The 17,064-nt window shown below is 58.1% G+C and carries 16 protein-coding genes and 3 pseudogenes; 3 read left to right on the top strand and 16 right to left on the bottom strand.

Annotated elements, in window-relative coordinates:
• Positions 1–588: 588 nt before the first annotated feature.
• A pseudogene (locus Q0718_RS08350) lies at positions 589–1,709 on the bottom strand (IS3 family transposase).
• A 1,025-nt stretch (positions 1,710–2,734) separates the two neighbouring features.
• Between Q0718_RS08350 and Q0718_RS08345 the strand changes: the two are divergent.
• The gene (locus tag Q0718_RS08345; protein WP_298916250.1) at positions 2,735–3,115 is read left to right on the top strand and encodes a transposase; all 381 of its coding nucleotides are present in this window, start codon (positions 2,735–2,737) and stop codon (positions 3,113–3,115) included.
• A 68-nt stretch (positions 3,116–3,183) separates the two neighbouring features.
• On the opposite strand, the gene Q0718_RS08340 is transcribed toward Q0718_RS08345, so the two are convergent.
• Complete coding sequence (locus Q0718_RS08340) at positions 3,184–3,369, bottom strand: hypothetical protein (RefSeq protein ID WP_298916247.1); 186 nt, start codon at positions 3,367–3,369, stop codon at positions 3,184–3,186.
• Positions 3,370–3,372: 3 nt separating this feature from the next.
• Here Q0718_RS08340 and Q0718_RS08335 point away from each other — a divergent pair, with 3 nt between their 5' ends.
• On the top strand, positions 3,373–3,750 hold the full coding sequence (locus Q0718_RS08335) for a hypothetical protein (RefSeq protein ID WP_298916244.1): 378 nt from the start codon (positions 3,373–3,375) through the stop codon (positions 3,748–3,750).
• Positions 3,751–3,779: 29 nt separating this feature from the next.
• Here the strand turns inward: Q0718_RS08335 and Q0718_RS08330 are convergent, their stop codons facing one another.
• The 11 genes and pseudogenes from Q0718_RS08330 to Q0718_RS08285 all read right to left on the bottom strand — a co-directional run bounded on the left by Q0718_RS08330 (position 3,780) and on the right by Q0718_RS08285 (position 13,051).
• The gene (locus Q0718_RS08330) at positions 3,780–4,337 is read right to left on the bottom strand and encodes a glycosyltransferase (protein ID WP_298916241.1); all 558 of its coding nucleotides are present in this window, start codon (positions 4,335–4,337) and stop codon (positions 3,780–3,782) included.
• A 98-nt stretch (positions 4,338–4,435) separates the two neighbouring features.
• Positions 4,436–5,322, bottom strand: a pseudogene (gene rfbA, locus Q0718_RS08325) (glucose-1-phosphate thymidylyltransferase RfbA).
• Positions 5,323–6,055: 733 nt separating this feature from the next.
• The gene (locus Q0718_RS08320) at positions 6,056–6,679 is read right to left on the bottom strand and encodes a kelch repeat-containing protein (RefSeq protein ID WP_298916238.1); all 624 of its coding nucleotides are present in this window, start codon (positions 6,677–6,679) and stop codon (positions 6,056–6,058) included.
• A 63-nt stretch (positions 6,680–6,742) separates the two neighbouring features.
• A complete protein-coding gene (locus Q0718_RS13685; protein WP_366523853.1) occupies positions 6,743–6,994 on the bottom strand; it encodes a kelch repeat-containing protein in 252 nt (83 codons plus the stop codon).
• Between the two features lie 106 nt (positions 6,995–7,100).
• Positions 7,101–7,478 carry a hypothetical protein gene (locus tag Q0718_RS08315; protein ID WP_298916235.1) on the bottom strand — a complete coding sequence of 126 codons (378 nt, stop codon included), beginning with the start codon at positions 7,476–7,478 and terminating at the stop codon, positions 7,101–7,103.
• Between the two features lie 142 nt (positions 7,479–7,620).
• Positions 7,621–8,514 carry an SDR family oxidoreductase gene (locus Q0718_RS08310; RefSeq protein ID WP_298916232.1) on the bottom strand — a complete coding sequence of 298 codons (894 nt, stop codon included), beginning with the start codon at positions 8,512–8,514 and terminating at the stop codon, positions 7,621–7,623.
• 154 nt (positions 8,515–8,668) lie between these two features.
• The gene (locus Q0718_RS08305) at positions 8,669–9,790 is read right to left on the bottom strand and encodes an efflux RND transporter permease subunit (protein ID WP_298916229.1); all 1,122 of its coding nucleotides are present in this window, start codon (positions 9,788–9,790) and stop codon (positions 8,669–8,671) included.
• A 135-nt stretch (positions 9,791–9,925) separates the two neighbouring features.
• Positions 9,926–10,657: an efflux RND transporter permease subunit gene (locus Q0718_RS08300; RefSeq protein WP_298916226.1), complete on the bottom strand. Its 732-nt coding sequence runs from the start codon at positions 10,655–10,657 to the stop codon at positions 9,926–9,928.
• 2 nt (positions 10,658–10,659) lie between these two features.
• A pseudogene (locus Q0718_RS08295) lies at positions 10,660–11,673 on the bottom strand (efflux RND transporter permease subunit); the annotation flags it as partial.
• 12 nt (positions 11,674–11,685) lie between these two features.
• Positions 11,686–11,835 (bottom strand): hypothetical protein, encoded by a 150-nt coding sequence (locus Q0718_RS08290; protein ID WP_298916223.1) that lies wholly within the window; start codon positions 11,833–11,835, stop codon positions 11,686–11,688.
• Entirely contained in the window at positions 11,828–13,051 is a 1,224-nt protein-coding gene (locus tag Q0718_RS08285) for an efflux RND transporter periplasmic adaptor subunit (RefSeq protein WP_298916220.1), read from the bottom strand. Before Q0718_RS08285 ends, Q0718_RS08290 begins: the two co-directional genes overlap by 8 nt.
• Before the next feature lie 259 nt (positions 13,052–13,310).
• On the opposite strand from Q0718_RS08285, the gene Q0718_RS08280 reads away from it, so the two are divergent.
• Positions 13,311–14,129, top strand: coding sequence for a helix-turn-helix transcriptional regulator (locus Q0718_RS08280; RefSeq protein ID WP_298916218.1), 819 nt, complete (start codon positions 13,311–13,313; stop codon positions 14,127–14,129).
• A gap of 51 nt (positions 14,130–14,180) precedes the next feature.
• Here Q0718_RS08280 and Q0718_RS08275 read toward each other — a convergent pair whose 3' ends face one another.
• Genes Q0718_RS08275 through Q0718_RS08265 form a run of 3 tightly spaced genes read right to left on the bottom strand, consistent with a single transcriptional unit; the run spans position 14,181 to position 17,059 of the window.
• Positions 14,181–14,477 (bottom strand): hypothetical protein, encoded by a 297-nt coding sequence (locus Q0718_RS08275; RefSeq protein WP_298916216.1) that lies wholly within the window; start codon positions 14,475–14,477, stop codon positions 14,181–14,183.
• A complete protein-coding gene (locus Q0718_RS08270) occupies positions 14,464–16,503 on the bottom strand; it encodes a hypothetical protein (protein ID WP_298916215.1) in 2,040 nt (679 codons plus the stop codon). Before Q0718_RS08270 ends, Q0718_RS08275 begins: the two co-directional genes overlap by 14 nt.
• Positions 16,496–17,059, bottom strand: coding sequence for a hypothetical protein (locus tag Q0718_RS08265; RefSeq protein ID WP_298916214.1), 564 nt, complete (start codon positions 17,057–17,059; stop codon positions 16,496–16,498). Before Q0718_RS08265 ends, Q0718_RS08270 begins: the two co-directional genes overlap by 8 nt.
• Positions 17,060–17,064 lie beyond the last annotated feature (5 nt).

The raw sequence follows: 17,064 nt of genomic DNA, 5'->3' as shown, positions 1-17,064 counted from the left end.
TTGGCATATGAACTAGAACGTTGCGCTTCTAACAGTTTGACCAATCCGGCGGAATTTCTGTCCAGACTTCCTTCGCAAAGCGTCGCTTTTTCCCAGAAAGTGTCGACGCGTTCTTCGTCGAAACGATTTCGGTTCCATCGCTTTAGTAATCTAAGGCGGCTATGGTGGCTGCGATATGTATTCGCATAGCGCGCGAATGCACGCAGTCTCGGCGTTTTCCCGGCTTCGATATCGAATATAACCTTCAATGCCGCATTAGCATGAGCTTGTGAAATTCTAGCGTTTTCTCCGAAATAGAGAGGGATCCGAGATCTTGCGCAGCGCGCTAGCCATAAGGCGGATTCGAGAAACACCGATAGTCGTATACTGGTTTTGGACACAAACTATGCTTTTTGATCATTAGGGCGAATTATAGGATTTTTGGAAGAGCAGTGTAATATGTAAATCAGCGCATACAACCGAGAACGGACTTACGTTTATGAAAAGTATAATAAAACTTCAAGCTAAGAGCCTCTCTGCTTGATTTGCGAGTTTTATGAGCCATGTTCGTGCACGATACTGACCTGCCCCCATGAGGTGGTCCATCCGCTAAGTTAGAGCTCGGCGGTTAGGGTCGCCCATCTGGGTCGACCGGAACGCAGTGTAGGTCGGCCCGGATGGGCGAGGCAAGATCGTTTTGGGTGCCGGAGGTCGGTATCCCACAGAGCTATGCGGCCGAACAGTGTTGTAGTGCTGTCGCCAGCGTTCGATGAGGAGTTGCGCTTCCTTCAGGCTGTAGCAGATTTCTCCATTCAGCAGTTCATCTCTGAGCTTGCCGTTAAAGCTCTCATTGTATCCGTTCTCCCAAGGCGACCCTGGCTCTATTAGAGCGTCTTCACGCCGAGCCGGCCCAGCTAGTCCCGCACGGCCTGGGCCGTGAACTCTGCGCCATTGTCCGACCGGATGTGCTGCGGTGCGCCTCTCTAGGTGAACAGATCTGTCAACACGGCCAGCACGTCATCATGCTTCAGTTTCCTTTGCGCGTGGATGGCCAAGCACTCTCTGGTGTGCTCGTCAATGACCGTGAGCATGCGGAACGCGCGGCCGTCATGGGTTCGGTCCGACACGAAGTCATACGACCAGACGTGTCCTGCATGCTGCGGCCGCAGCCGGATGCAGGACCCATCATTGAACCAGAGCCTACCCCGTTTGGGCTGCTTTTGCGGAACCTTGAGCCCTTCGCGTCGCCAGATCCGTTTCCACCCGCTTGGCGTTCACCGTCCACCCCTCACGGCGAAGCAAAGCCGTGATGCGGTGATAACCATATCGTCCATACTGCTCGGCCAAGCGGATAATGGCGGCCGTGAGAGCTGCTTCGTCTGTCCTCGGACGGCACGGCTTTCTCTGGGTGGAACGGTGCTGGCGACGCGAAGGGCCTAGTACTTTCCCTCGACCCTCCGGCTGCGCCTCCGATCTTTCAAGATCATGGCATCCAAGGTAAGGTCGGAGACCGCCTTGCGGAGCCGAAGGTTCTCCTTCTCCAGCGCCTTTAAACGCCGCGCCTGGTCAACCTTGAGGCCGCCGTACTCACGTCGCCATCGATAGTAAGTCTGCTCGGTAATGCCAAGCGCTCGACAGATAGCATTCGTTTTCTCGCCAGCAGCGAGCCGGACATCGGCCTCTCTGAGCTTCGCGATGATCTGTTCAGGTGTGTAGCGTTTCTTCGCCATATCGTGCTCCTTCAAGCCCAAAATAGCCAAAAACTCTAACTTTCAAACCGGACCACTTTTCAGGGGGCAGGTCAGCAGCAGCACAAGCGGTCTGACTTCTGCACCTCACAAGAAGTGTGAGCATATGTGCCACATACCAATCGTGTGATGTGATACAAATCACAACTTGACCGCTATATGTCACTGAATTATATTTTCTTCCCCTCGGTATCGTTCCGTGTGGGGGCACCATTTTCAGGGTTCACGAACCGGACAAGTTTCTGAAATCACTAGAAGTTTCCTCATCAGGGCTCTTTCAACCTCCGATTTCCTAGACTTGTTTACCACATGACGTGTTACCTCGTGTGCTATATTATGCCTGTTTTAAAACGGCTGAACCAATACCTCAAACGCGGGCAAGGCTTCTGGAGCTACAACCGGCGTGCTCCTCTCGCGTACCAAGAACTGGACACTCGTAAGACCATTCGAAATGCTTTTGCTACAAGCTCGATAGAAGTTGCGCGGGCTCGTAGGGATGCTTTGGCTGCGGCGGACGATGCGTTCTGGAAGTCTCTTCCGGATGGGGAAACCTTGGCGCAAATGCCTACGAGGCCGCGCGATCCCGAGCGATGTTCAAGGGATGATCTACATCCCTACTGAAGACTTGCGAGCGACACCAGCCTAGAAGAGATCATCAAGCGCTTATGAGGGATCGACATTGCATCTTCCTCCGCGACAATAAAGTCGGACGCATATCTCGGCTTGGCGAAGCCGACAACGCTTTCAATCAGCAAGCTTTTCAGTTATGCTGTGACACGATCTGTCCAGTGGAAAATAGGGTAAGTCAGCGGCACAACTCCGCGACTAGACCAAGGCAAAACAGTAGCTGTGAAAACTGCATGTCGCTGTGCGGCGACCTCCCAATGGACCAGATCACCCGCACACACGCCAAGCAGGTTTTTCGACTGATGGAGCAGTCGCGTTAATCCCACCAATGGCTCGAAGCCGAAGCATGCCAACAGCGCGAACAAGGACTTCTCGAACCTTTGGACGCTCTTCGAGAAGTTCTGGGGCATATCAAGGCTACGGACCCGTGCGACTTGCTCAAGTTCTACGTCTATAGCTATCTCAACCACATCCGATCGAGCCGAAAGCTTGAAGCCGAGACCCACCGAAACCTGGAGGTCATCTGGCTGCTGCGCCAGCTCCGGCCGGACTACAAGAAGATCGCAGATTTCCACCAGATTAAGCGTTCTGCCTACCGGCTAGTGTTCCGCGAGTTCGTGGCACTATACTGCGGTCTGGACCTCTATAGCGGTGAGATGATCGCAATGGATGGCACCAAGCTTAAAGTGGTCAAAAGCCGACACCGCAGTTATACGGGTGCGAAGATGGAGAAGACCATGACCGAAAGCGACAAAAGCTGATAATACCTGGCCGAGATGGACAAGGCAGACAAATGCGACGGGGACAAAGACGAGCCACCGCAGCAAATTTAGCGGCTAAGGGAGAAGATCGCGTCCATCCGGGCGAAGCGCGCGGAGTTGCAGAGCACCCGCGCCGAGTTGGTGGCGAGCGGCGAGGCGCAGATCTCGCTCACCGACCCGATGCCAGAGCCATACATGCCTCCAGCGGCATCGGCGTCGGCCACAATGCCTAGATTGCAGTCGATGCCAAGCACCGGATGATCGTGGAAGCACAGGTGCACAACAAGGTCAGCGATCTTGGCTTGCTGTGCGAGACAGCGGAGGTGGCCGAGAACAACCTTGGTGTGCACACGATTGAATCCATTGCAGACCGCAGTTACTACAAGATCGAACACACTAAAGTATGCGAAGCGGCTGGGACCGCGGCCTATGTCGCCAAGCTCGTCCGTAGCCCAGGCATCAAGGCGGGCTTGTTCCCGAAGGACACCTTCACCTACGACGCGACCACTGACACGCTGAGCTACCCCAGCGGTGAGACTCTTTTACCACGCTATAAAGAGGCAATGCGGGGCACGAAAGCCATCAGCTACGTTAACCGCTCAGCCTGCCGGACCTGCGATATGCGCGCACATTGAATTAAGGCAAAGTTCCGCAAGTTGGTACGCTACGAGGGCGAGGCCGTGCTTGACCGCATGGCAGCGCGGCTCGCTGTCCGCACCGATGTGATGGCCCTGCGCAAGGGCGCGGTCGAGCACCTGTTCGGCTCCATCAAGCACTGGATGGGACACCACGACTTCCTGACCCAAAGACTGCAGGGCGTGCGCGCCGAGTTAAGCCTGACATCTTTATCGTAGAAACGGTTGCCCTCAGTGTAGTCCGCCAGCCCCATCTGGATAGGCCGGACGAATTTGCGGATTAGGGCCGGGCCCATCTGGCCGTCGCCGTCGATCTTGACCCCGATGGCGTAGCCGTCGTCGCGCGCCGCTTTCATGCCGTCGAGCACGGCGCGCCCGACGCCTAAATTTTCAGGATTGTAGATCACGCGCACGCGCGGGTCGGTCCCAGTTTTCTCGATGTAGGTCCCGCTGCCCTCTGGACACTGGTCGTCTACGGCGTAGATCGCATCGACTTCGGGGCCGAAGCGTCCGAACAGATCGTCCACATGCTTGATCACCTTATAGCAGGGGATCACGACGGCAATACCGCTGTGTTGTGCGGGCATAGCCGAACTTTTGGCCTGGATCTTGACAGGTGTCCGCGAGAACGCCTCTGACGGTACGAGGGTCATGATGTCCAGTAAGCCTTGACTTGTTTGAGCAATCAATCGACCAGATGATTGAGAAAGCGCCCATATCCGCTTTTTTCAAGCGGCTTGGCCAGCGCTTTAAGCTGTTCGGCGTCGATCCACCCTTTTTCGAACGCGATGGCTTCTGGGCAGCAGATCCGCAGTCCTTGACGTTCCTCGATCACGCTGACGAAATGAGCAGCCTGCAGCAGCGAACGGTGCGTGCCGGTGTCGAGCCAGGTTGCACCGTCCTCCAGGAGTTCGACGTTCAGCTTGCCAGCGTCAAGATAGAGCTGGTTGAGCGAGGTTATCTCCAACTCACCACGCGCGGACGGCTTTACCTTCTTTGCCATTGCCGGCGCATCTGAGTCATAGAAATATAGTCCTGTCACAGCGAAGTTTGATGCGGGGTTCTTGGGTTTCTCGGGTTTCTCGGGTTTCTCGGCAAGGGAGACGGCACGTTTGTTCTTATCAAACCCCACGACACCATAATTCGATGGATTTTTGACATGGAAGCCGAACACTGTCGCCCCAACCGTCACGGACATAGCGGATTGCAAAGCCGCGTTGAAGCCTTGTCCAGAGAACAGATTATCACCTAAGATTAATAGGCTAGGACTGCCGTCTAGGAACTCTTCCGCAATGATTAACGCCTGTGCTAGGCCATCCGGGCTGGGCTGTCGCGCATAGGTAATCTGTATGCCCCAAGCTTTCCATCGCCCAGCAAGTTTTTAAAGGCGGCGAAATCATGCGGTGTTGTGATAATTATGATTTCGCGAATGCCAGCCTGCATCAGCACGGAGAGAGGGTAATAGATCATGGGCTTATCGAAGACAGACATCAGCTGCTTCGAGACGGAGATTGTTGAAGGATGCAGACGAGACCCAGTCCCCCCTGCCAGAATTATGCCTTTACGGTCCATGATTGCCCCCAGGTGAGTAATGAAGCGCCGCCAATCGAAATGAAGGCGATCGCGTGAGCGCCAATGCAGCGAGGTGTTCGTCATCTACGTTTAGATCGCCTTTTGAAACTTGATAGACTGTGGCACTCAGAAAAAACAACACAACACTTACAGTCTCCACACCTTACCAAAATACTCTTCGCTACAACTTTAATCAGGACCCGACAATGCTGACAAAGAGCTCGCCATCGGCGAGCTTAGACAAAAAGCCTCTTTTATGTCCGTTTCTTCTAATCGGGGGAGAAGACCTTCCTTTTTAACCTTCATACGACTCTGTGTAGCAATGAGTTGTCCGCTTCAATGCTTTCGTATGACTTCTCCCAAGATCTCTGGAGTGACCTGTGCGAGTTGATGAGCTCGAGTTCGAGGGTATTGTAGGTTTACGGTTCGGCCAGTCGATAGTTGAAAACAATTGGCTTTAGGCATCTGTACTGGCAAGTTTTAAAAGAACATCTGCGGAGCGCGCTTGAGGTGTATTTTTATGGGACCTATATACTTAACGGCGGATTACCTCGTCGGAGCAGACTATCGTAGCGAGCTTTGACGAAAACAAATTGGCCACTGCGGTTGATCCGCAGGGATTGCTGCTTGGCTCTCGCTTTTTAATTTCTCATAATTGTTACTAATAAAGGCGACGGCGATCTAGCATCATCTAAGCGATAGAACGATACGTCACCTATACTCCATCGAACGGCTATTCGCGCCCTTCCATCGCCATCAGGACTTCAACCTGAGCGACGTCTCCCGCTCCTGTCTTCGACGCGCCGCCGACTGCGTATATGCGATCGCCGATTGCAGCAGCCGCCAAGCCATGACGCGGGACATTCAGATCGGGGAGCGTCTCCCATTCATCCGTCGCAGCATCGTAGACCCAAGCGGCGCCGAACACCTTTTGGGTTGGAACCCATTGCTCTCCGCCGAAGACATAGATCTTTCCATCCGCACTCGCACCGGCAGGCGCACCGGCGGCGATGGGCAGGGGAGCTATCGCCGACCAGAGTTCCGTTTCCGGGTCGTAGACTTCGTGTGATGCCACATTGACATTCGCGGCCGTTCCGTCCTGCTGTTCCAGGTATTGGCGCCCTCCGACAACATGGATTTTTCCGTCGATCACGGCGCTTGCCGCGCTGTTGCGGGCTATCGGAGCGTCGGGTCCACGCGACCATTTTCCTGTCCGTATGTCGAGAACGTCCATGCGACTCGTGTCTCTGTGTTCCGAATAGGTCGCAGCCATGTCCGTGCGACCGACGCGACCACCAATGACATAGAGCCGTCCATCGACCACATGTGCAACATGTTCGCCTCTGGCGACAGGCAACTCGGTCAGATGGTTCCATTCACCGGCCTCAATATCGAAAGCGAAAACCTCGCCTTCCGGCCTCTAGCCCGGAAAACCGCCGGAAAAGCCGCCCAACGCATAGATGACGCCATTCACTGCCGATAAGGTTATGTGATGACGGGCGGATGGAAGATCAGGAAGTTGGTCCCATCGGTTATTTGCAGGGTCATAAACGAGAAAGTCATCTTTTACTACAGTCGCTCCATCCGTCAGACCGCCCGCCGTGTATATCCGCCCGTCGAATGTCGTCGCGTATATTTCCTGGCGCGGTGACGGCAGCGGGGCGGACTCCATCCAGGCCGACTGTGCGAACGCATAGGGTCCGTATAACAGCGATAGCACCGATAAGACGGCGGCAGACATTCTAACGAAGAGACATCGTATCGGCGCGTGCGACATGTCAGTGATCCCCTGCCGGTCCGGTTTCGATCGGCCCGTCGAACAAAACGTAGGCCGTGCACCTCTCGGTCAGGCAATTCGCGGCATGGGCCTGATTGGCAGGCTGATAGATATAGGCTCCCGGACGAAGCAAGGCCGCTCTCGCCTCGCTCCCATTCGCGTCCCAATGCTTCATCTCTCCCTCGATCAGCCACAGGCGGTAGCTGTGCGTGTGATAATGAAGATTGCCGCCATAGTTGCGACTATACCGGAACAGAGTGAGTGACGGTCCCCGATCCGGATCGCCGTCCAGTGTGTGGAGGTGCGGCCTTTCGGGATAGCCTTCGTAGAGGGGGCGGAAATCACGGTTCACGGCTCTGTCGAAGGGAATGATTTCCATGACGTCCGGGGCATCGACAACACCCAGTCCTGCTACGTCCTGCGATACAAGCCTAGAGTCCGCTCCACTCGGAAGCGTGGAGCAGGCGGCCAGACACAGGGCCGCGATAGAACAGGCAACAGATTTAAACATGGATATATCCTCAATGGTGAGGCGGATTGAAATACCCGCCGGTCTCAAGATCCTCTAGCAAGGACTTTTCCCGTGGCTCCCAGCCTGTCGTCTCGCGCGTCCAATCGCTCGATGTCGGATTGTCGAGACCTGCGAACATGGCCAACCAGCCGAAATGGTCTTCGGCGCGCTCGGTGGAAAGGCTTTCAACCGGGAAGCCTAACCCCTCGCCAATCGCTTCCGCGATGGTTCGGAACGCGATGCCGGGTTCGGCCACGGCATGATAGCGCACGCCGGAGCGCGCCTGTTCGACCGCGTCGCAAAATAGCCGTGCCGCATCCATGCGGTGAACGGCAGGCCAGCGATTGGCGCCGTCTCCCATATAGGCCGATAACCCGCTTTCCCGAGCCTTGGCGATCATGGCCGGGATGAAAGCGCTGTCTCCGAATCCATGGACAGTCGGCGGTAAGCGGACGATATTCGTCCGGACCCCGCGATGCGAGAATTCGAGAAAGGCTTCGGATGCGCTACGCGGAACATGATCGACAGCGACGTCATGTTCAGTGGTGACTGTGTCATCGCCTGTCACGACCGTGGCGGAGGTCGCCAGAAGGATCTTGTCCGTTCCTTCCAGATGTCGGACCACAGCCTCGAGCAGACGGCCATCGGCAGCGCAATTGTCCGCATATCGGGAAAAGTCGTGATCGAAAGCCGTATGCACGACGGCGTCGACATCGTTCAGAACGGGGACGATGGTGGCAGGGTCGGATATGTCGCCGGTATGGATTCCGATGCCGGTCTTTGCGAGCTTCTCGGCTGAGTCTCTGCTACGAGCCAGACCTGTCACGTGATGGCCACGGCGCTGCAATTCGCCAGAAACAGCACGCCCGACGAACCCTGTCGCACCCGTGACAAATATTTTCATGAACATCTCTCCGTCGGTCTGAGCCCCAATTGACCAACAATCCCACCCTGTTAAAGAGGGTAGTTTATACAGGTATAGGAACCAACGTGATTGACTGCCCCATAAGGGAATTCGCCTAGGCTTCAATGCATGAGTGCGCCGCTCGATCGGCATGTCATGCGCTGTCATCGACAAGACGTGACGGGCCGTCGCCCATCTTGCGGATCGTCTTTCGAGACCACGCAGCCGCCAGATCTGCGTGAACGACAAGCAGGCATGGTAGGACGAAAACAATCGCCATGCCGCTTAGCAACGTGCCGAAGCCCAGCGCGATCGCCATGGGCACGAGGAAGAGCGCCTGCGGATCGGTTTCGAATATCATGGGCGACAGGCCAGCAAACGTGGTGACCGAGGTCAGGAAGATCGGTCGAAACCGCCGCCGCGCTGCACCAACCGCTGCAGTGTGAACACCCATCTCTTCCGCCTGCCTCAAGCGATTGAATTCCTGAGCCAAGACAAAGCTGCCATTGATGGCAAGCCCGCCGAGCGCGATGATGCCGAACAGGCTGACCACCGAGAAGTCACTGCCGCGCAGCACGTGACCCGCGATCGCGGCCGCTGCGGCAACCGGGATAGCCGTCAACACAAGAACTGCCTGACCGTAACTGCGCAAGAGGGCCGCCAGCAGTCCGAACACGACGACACCCGCGATGATCAATCCGACGGACAGCTGGTCCATGGCGCGACTTTCTTTGCGCTGACGGCCTCCATATCCGATCTCGAGCTCTGGATAATTCGCCCGAAATTGCGGAAACACGCTCGATTCAATGACCGATCTGACCCTGGACATGCTGACGATTTCGGGCACGACGTTGCTGGTGACAGCGAGTACGCGGCGCCCATCGACTCGGATAATTTCCGTGAAAGCCCGGTCAGGTTCGAGATTGGCAAGCTGCGTTAAGACGGCCTCCCCTCCGTCGGGTGTCCGGATCATGAGGTTTTCGACATCATGGATACGCCGTCGTTCGGCCTCCGGCAGTTTGACCATGACCCGCAATTCGTGTCGGCCCCGTTGCAGACGGAGCGCCTCGGCCCCGAAAAAGGCATGCCGAACCTGGCGCGACACATCCTCCGTCGCTAGGCCCAGCGCGCGGCCGGCCGGAAGCAGTTCGATGTCCAGGGTCGGCTTGCCGCTCGCATAACCGTCGCGCACATCCGTGACCCCATCGAACCGGGCCAGAGCGGCGGCGAGTTGTTCTGCGGCCGCTTCCAAAGACCGCGGGTTGGGATGGCTCAATTCGATCGTAAGGCCGGAACCGCTCGACGGCCCTTCCTCCCATTCGAAGTAAAGCGAGTCGATCCCGGTGACGTCGCCGATTTCCTGGCGCCAGAGCCTTGCAAAATCCGCCTGGTCGAACGACCGGGCTTCCGGCTACACGAGGATGAAATTCACGTCGGCCCAATTTTCCCCGAGACGGCCCATCACGTTCATGCGTCCCTTCAAGACCTGATCGACACCGCCCAACTGTTCGGCAGCGCGCAAACCGGCCTCTTCGACGGCCATGGCGACGCGAACCGTGTCGCCGAAAGGAGCTCCCGGGGCAGTCTGCACTTCCGCATCGACACGCAAGCCTGCGATGATAGGGGAAAAGCTGTAGGGTATGCGTCCCGAGAGGCCGTAGGCGATCCCGATGGCGACAATCCCTGCCACAGTCGCGATCGTCAGGCCCCGATATCTTATCGCACTCGCAACCATTGGTGCCACGATCCGGTCCGCCATGCGCTCAAACCCGTCGCTGAAGCGTCGCTGGATGCGAACGGGAAAGGACGGCGTCCGGTGGGCGGCTTTTCGGCCATGTCCGATATGCGCCGGCAGGATGAACAGGGCTTCGATAATCGAAATCAGGAAAACAGCTGTGACCACGGCGGGAAGTGGCGCGAAGAAGCGCCCAGTCTCGCCGGGCACGAACATCAAGGGCAAGAATGCGATGATATTCGTCGCCACAGCGAAGAAGACCGGGACCACCATTTCCCGCGCTCCTTCGATGGCGGCGTCCATGCGCCCGCGTCCCTGGTTCATCTTGTGGAAGATGTTCTCGCCGACGATGACGGCATCGTCGACGACGATGCCGAGCGTGACGATGAATCCGAACAGAGAGATCATGTTCACGCTCGCCCCGAAAAGCGGCAGCAGCAGCAAAGCCCCGACAAGGGTCGGGGTATGCCCGCCGCGACCCAGAAGGCGAGCCGGGCTTCCAGAAACAGGCCCAACACGACCAGCACCAATGCCAGACCTATGAGACCGTTCTTAATCAATAACCGAACGCGCGACCTATATTGGCTCGCTTCGTCCTGCAGCGCATCAATATCGATGCCGTCCGGCAAAGTCGGACGCAGCTCTTCGAGATAGGCATCGACCGTTTCGGCGATTTCGAGCTGTTTTTCGTCGCCGTTCTGATAGATCCAGACGAACGTCCCGCGCCCGCCATTATAGAAACTCCGAAAGGAGACATCTTCGAAGCCATCCGTAATCGTGGCGACATCCCGCAACAGGATCGGCGCACCTTCATCGCTGGCCATAAGCGGGATGTCGCCATAGGCGGACGCCGCGTCGCGTCGTTCCTGCGCCCGCAGCACAATGTCTCCGCCACGTGTACGCACCGTGCCGCCGGCCCCGTCGCGCGCATTTTCCCGGATGATCGCAGCGACCTCGTCGAGGCGGAGTCCGAGCGCCCGGAGGCGGGCCTGCGGAATTTCGAACGTAATCTCGGGCCGCCGCGCCGGCGTGATGTCGACCTGGGAAATGGTCGGCGTGGCCAATAGGTCGCGACGCATGCGTTCGGCCAGGCTGGTTATCTGGCGCTCCGTCAGAGGACCCGATACGACGAGCCATTTGACCGGCGTGCGCTCGTCGCGGATGGCGATCAGTGTTTCTTCGGCCTCTTCTGGAAATGAAACGATCCGGCTGACGGCACTGGTAATATCCTGCAAGGCACGGTTGGCGTCTGCGCCATCTGCCAGCTCTATGGCGATAGCCGCATTGTCCTCGCTGGCCGTCGCTTCGACACGTCCCGAGACACTCAATGTCCGGACGGCTTCTTCGATCGGCAGAATGATGCTGGTTTCTATTTCCGCAGGCGTGGCGCCCGGATAGGCAATCTGCACATCGACAAAGTCGAGCTGAAAGCTCGGTTAGACTTCCTGTCTGATCTGAAGTGCGGCGAACGCACCGCCGATCAATAGAGCCAGCATGACGAGGTTGGCGGCGACGGAATTGCGGGCGAACCAACTGACGGGATCGTCGCGCTCTACCGCGTAAGAGGTCTTCGCGACATCAACCATAGGCAGGCTCATCGCGGACGCGGATCGACTGACCCGGCAGCGGATTGTCGAGGTAACTCACGATCAAAGTTTCGCCAGGCAAATGGTCGATCCGAGCGATGACAGTGTCATGGCCGTGCCAGAGTATGTCCGCGTCTCGAAACTGCAATTGTCCGCGTCCATCTCGAACCCAGACGACGTTGTTTTCTCGCACAGCCTCGCGCGGAACGAGCATTGCGTTTTCAAGAGAGCCCGCATCGACATCGACGCGCGCATAACCGCCAAGTGTCAGGGCGACGGCCTCCGTGCGATAGCCAAGGGGATCCTCCACGGACACAAGGATGCGTCCTAAACGCCCTTCAGGATCGACGGACGGCAATGTCCGCACAAAACGACCTTCGCGAACGGAAGGCGTCGCGGTGCCCGGATTTATCGTGACGACTACCGATCGATCCTGCGCATCGCTCAATCTTCGAAGGTCCGCCAACGGAGTCGATGCCATGATCCAGAATTCGCGGTCGCCGACGAGCCTCAAGGGCGTCATTGCGGGATCGACCCGACCGCCAACATCCAGATCTTCATCGACGATTGCCGCATCGAACGGCGCACGTACGACCGTCCGGGACAGTGCCAGACGGGCTTCGGCCAAGCGGCTCATGGCAGCGGCCAGGTTCGCCTGCGCCCGTCTTGTCTGCGGCTCCCGGCGCGCAAGCGGCGAGATGTTTTCGTCTTGCCTGTCGGGGAACAGGTCTTGGAAATCCTGACGGGCCGTTTCGGCTTCGGACACTTCTCGCGTCAGCTCATATTCGGCTTGGGCGACCAAGGCTTCGGCCTGCGTGACCTCCAATTCCATGTCCTGCGGATCGATCCTGAATAGCATCTCGTCTTCGCGCACGAGTCCGCCCGGCTCCAGATTGTCCGATATCTCGATGACGACTCCTTCGACCTGCGGACTGATGGACACTTCGCGCGCAGGAATGATGGTCCCGAACCCGGTGACCGATATCGGCTCCTCGCCATGGCTGATCGGTACGGTTTCGACGAGTGGCGCAGGGATCGGCGCAGGATCTGTCTGTGGAGCAGGCGCGCTGCCCAAAAGCCACCAACTGGCAAGAGCGGCCGTCACGAGAACGAGGACGGTCAATAGGGTTGCGATCCAAAGCCGCACTTTCGTCCGGGCAGAGCTTTTGAGCGATTCCGGGTTCACGGAGATCGGATCAATGAGTGTACTGTCCACCGCGATGTTTATGACGGCCGCCCGGCCTGACTTGGACAGGCTCCAGTGAACCGTACATGATGATAGCTGTTGTCGTGACTGGAGCGTTGGCACGGCGTTTCAGCACACTTGTACCGCTCTCGACCCACTGAGGGCCTGCAACGCTGCTTTGAACGGGTCATCACTCGGCTATTGCTCACCAAAGCGATTTCGCGCACAAGGCCACACTGTTAAAGCTGGTAGTTTATACAGGTATAGTTAGTAACAGGACATGTCTTAAATGGACCCACAAGGCACTCTTAGCACTTTTCTCAAGACGCGCCGCGACCGCCTCGACCCGTCCGCTTTCGGCTTTTCGGGCCGTCGGCGCACACCCGGTCTCAGGCGCGAGGAAGTGGCCCAGCGCGCGAATATCAGTACGACCTGGTACACCTGGCTCGAACAGGGGCGTGGCGGACCGCCGTCTCCGCGCGTGCTCGACAGCTTGTCGAAAGCCCTGATGCTGACCGAAGCGGAGCGAGAACATCTTTATCTCGTCGGCATCGGGCGACTGCCAAAGCCGCAGACGAACCCGACTTCAGGCATAACGCCGCGCCTTCAGCGTTTTCTCGATGCCTTGTCGTTGATGCCGGCATTCATCGCCACATCGCAATGGGATATCATCGCTTGGAATGATGCGGCACGGGCAGCACTGACCAACTATCCTGCACTTGAAGAAGATGATCGAAACATCTTGCGCAGAATGTTTCTGGATCCTGACACTCGAGCGGCGCAACGTGACTGGGACGGTGTCGCCCGGTATCTGGTCGCGACGTTTCGGGCCGCCATAGCCCGCGCCGGCGAAGATGGACGCGCCGCCGAGCTCATCTCCGAGCTCTTGGAGAAAAGCCCTGAGTTCTCCACCATGTGGGCCGAAAGCGACGTTCAATCGACCGGAGACGGCGTCAAGAGAATGCAGCACCCTAAGGTCGGCGCAATCTCTTTCGAATTTTCGTCATTCGCTGTCGACGGCCGCCCCGATTTGCGCCTCATCACCTATACGCCCGCTGGGACGGATGATCTCCGAAAGATGAAGGCGCTCATCGAAACACTTAAATAGGGTCGCTACGCTCTTCGCCTCTCGGACTTCACTGCCAAACATCTCATACGGTCACTGGGCTGCTTCGGGAAGCGTCAGGATCGTCTCTGAACCGTTGTGGATGTCCGTGACCGTGATTTCGGTCTCGGTACCGAGATCGCGGAAACGGACTTCAAGACCGTTGAAGAACACAGGCTCTCCAGCCGACGTAAATATTTCTCGGCAGGCCTGTAGGCTATCGTCCTTGAGATCGGCGACAGAGTGCAGAGGCTGACCTACGAATGACAGGCTCGCGCCCGACAATGCAATCGCCACCAGCCATATCGCGCCTGAGCGGAAACGGCGCCCAATCCGGTCACTCGCCGCCATTTTGAACCACCGAGTATCCGCCGCCTCCTTCGGTGGGGCCCTCATAACTGATCGAGAAGCTGTTATTGTCGCCGTTCTGTGTGATGCTGACATCGTAGCTACTGCCGGACTGCGTCACCTCGATCGCGTTGCCGTTGCCATTCTGTTCGATGGTCGCGCCGAGATTGTCGCCGGTCTGCGCATAGGTCAGGTCGTTATTGTCGCCCTGTGTCTTGAAAGACGCCGTGAGGTTGTTACCGCTTTCTGCGGTCTGGTCGGATGTGACGGAATTGAAATCCCCAGTGATCTGCAACGTAAGTCCGATCGTATCGCCTTCGCCTTTCTGGGTGACGACCGCCTTGTTTTCGCGACCTGTCTGCGTGACGGTCGAACTGCGACCCGTACCGGGGCCGGACTGTTCGATCTGGGCATCATTCTGAACGCCCGATCCCTGATCGATATCGGCTTCCGTCGTACCTTGGGACGGGCTGGGGTTTTTCTGTTCGATGCGGGCCGTGTTGCGCGTGGAGGTCTGATCGATCGCTGCGATCGCTCCGCCGCTATCCTGGACGATTTCCGCGTCATTGCCTTCGGTCTTGGCACCGGAAGTGATCGCGGCCTCGGCACTCGGACCTTCTCCGGCTTGCTCGATACGGCCCAGATTCGCGATGCCGCTCATGTCGATTTGCGCTTTCAGCCCGGACCCGGTCTGCATGATGGTCGCATCGCCGCGCCGTCCCGGTTGGGTCACGGTGGCGTTGCTCCCCGTACCGCCCGATGCACGGTCCTGTTCGATGCGGGCCAGGTTGGCACTGCCCCCCTGGTCGATATCCGCTGTATCCGTACCGGCATCGGCGTCGATCCGCTGCCGGATCCGCGCCTCGTTATCGTCTGTGCCGTCCGTGGATTGATCGATACTGGCAACGCTCCCGCCGCCTTTGCCGGATTGTTCGATATTCGCGACCTGGAACGTGCCCGTCTGATCGACATCGCTCTTGTTGGCGCCACCCGTTCCCGTCTGGACGGAGGTCGCGGACAGATCGACGGATGTCTGGCCTTCCTGGGCGATCTGCGCGCTATTGCCGCCCGCATCCGACTGTTCGACGGTCGCGCTGTTGGACTCACCTTTCTGGTTGACGGTGCCGATATTGCCGTCCGACCCGTCATCCTGACGTTCCTGCCGGAATTCGGCGGACAGCTTGCTTCCAGCCTGCGTCGCGGTCGCGGAATGAGCTCCGCTGCCCCCCTCCTGAACGACCTTGACCGAGTTCTCGCCGCCATCGACATCGATGTCGCTATTGCTGGCACGTCCTTCGCCGATCTGGCGGATTTCGGCCATGCTCCCGGCGCCGTTCTTCATGTTGATCGATGCCTTCGCGTTCCGCTGTTCCTGCAACACGAAGCCTTGACTCTCATCGCCTTCGGACAGGGTGACGTCCGCCTCACCGCCGGTCGTATGCTGGATGATTTCGGAACGGTGACCTCGTCCGGCGAGCGTGTGGGTCTGTCCGGACGGCGTGGCCGAACCGTCTTCGTTCCCGACCTGGATGCCGTAGGACCGGTTGTCCCGGCCCGATTGTATGAGACGCATCGTGCCGCGATCGCCGCGCTGCTCCAGATAGGCTTGGCTGTCGATCGCCTCGGCCCCCTCGCTGCCCTGCAGGATCGTCGCGGTTGCACCGTCGGCGCCGTCGCCAACCTGATCGGCCTGCGTGATCGCGGCGGCATTGCCCCGTCCGACCTGCTCGATCCGCGCCTTGGCGTCGCGGCCTTTCTGAAAGATGCCTTCCCCGTCCGGAGCGATTTCCAGGGTGTTGCCCGTGAAGAGGTCGACTTCACCGGTGCCGCCGAAAGCTTCGGTCGCGTCATTGTCCTGCCCGGTTTGCTCGACCGTCGCGACGCTGGTCTCCCGCGTCGTGTCGCCGACTTGCCGGACGGTGGATTGGTCTTGAGCCGATGACGGCGACGCGCACAGCATGCCGCAAGAGAGGCTCAGGGCCATTGCAGCGATGCGAACGGTGACGTGTGGGTCTTCGAAATCAGGCATCGTCGGTTTCCTTCTCTTTTTCTTCTTCCTCCGTGTCGGCACCTTCGTCGTCCTCTGTCGGTCCGCGCAGGGGTTCTTCGATTTGCTTGGCCCAGAAATCGACGCAGAATTCCTCGAAGCGGCGGCCGAGAGCGGCAAGGTCCCGCCCCTCGTCCCAACCTTTCTTCCGGCCGAAGAGCGAGTCGATGCGGTCATATTGCTCGAGGCGCTCGCAATGCTGCTGCTTTTGCTCACGGGCCAGGTTGACCACGTCGGATGGGGCCACGATCCCGGCGAAATAGAGGCGCAGCAAACCCGGATCATTCATCGGTTCGCGCAACCAAGTTCGGAGCGCCGCCTCACCGGCCGGAGTGACGATGTATGATTTTCGCGGCCGCCCGAATTTCCGCTCTTCCTGCTCATAAAGCAGTCCTGCGGCGGTCAGTCTGGACATCTCGCTGTGAAAGGGATCGCGGTCCTGGTCCGCATAGGCCCGCTTGTCGTGACGGCGGACCGTGACGACCAGATAGATCAGCAGGATGACAATGCAGGCAACGATCAGAATAAGTATCAGCATGGCGG

Source organism: uncultured Algimonas sp., from assembly GCF_947498175.1.
Taxonomy (GTDB): domain Bacteria; phylum Pseudomonadota; class Alphaproteobacteria; order Caulobacterales; family Maricaulaceae; genus Litorimonas.
The sequence above is the reverse complement of the archived record's forward strand: the minus strand, read 5'-3'. Positions and strand labels throughout refer to the sequence as shown.